The organism is Mesorhizobium sp. A623, from assembly GCF_054489405.1.
In genome coordinates this window covers 1-611 of the sequence record NZ_JBTMXB010000144.1, presented here as the reverse complement: position 1 = coordinate 611, position 611 = coordinate 1, and the positions used below count along the sequence as shown (strand labels likewise).

The following is a 611-nucleotide window of genomic DNA, read 5'->3' as shown; positions in this document are numbered from 1 at the left end:
ACGCCGCGTACGTTGCCATCGCTGCTTTCCATGCGCTGGATGGTCGGCACCGACACACCGGCCAGTTCCGCGAGCTGGCGCTGATCGATTCCCAAGAGCGCGCGGGCAGCCCGCACTTGCGCGGCAGTAATCATTGGCTACTCCTATCCAAAGCGTCTATTGGACAGTACCAAATGCCTACACTGATGTCTAGAACATCAATCATGCCATTTGAGATCGGACATCGTCATCCCACTGGGTATGAGTTTTTCACTCCGACATTTCGTCCTCATCCTTTCCACCTTCGTGGACGGGCAAGGTGACAATGGCCAGCCAGCGACGCCCATAAGGCCTCCGAACCGGTGCGTCACGGCAGAGAGCGACTGACAATTCGTGCCTACCTCGCGCACAACACCGATCAGCATTGGCTCCGTGCGCTCTGCGCAATTGTCATGAAACAACCGCCACCCCGCGCCCCAAAACAGAACTGCTCACGCGCTATGTCATTAAGCGGAGGTGGGAGAACTGCGAATCGAGGCGATGGGGACTGCCACAGCTATTGTCTACGGCGGTTATTCGAGACTCTTCGGCTCTTGGCGACTAACCTGATTGAAAATTCTTGTGCGGATGTC

The 611-nt window shown here is 56.5% G+C and carries 1 protein-coding gene; it reads right to left on the bottom strand.

The window, feature by feature from the left end; genetic code table 11:
• A partial coding sequence (locus tag ACX3P1_RS28320) for a helix-turn-helix domain-containing protein (protein WP_459083155.1) occupies positions 1-134 on the bottom strand: 134 nt, incomplete at its 3' end.
• Positions 135-611 lie beyond the last annotated feature (477 nt).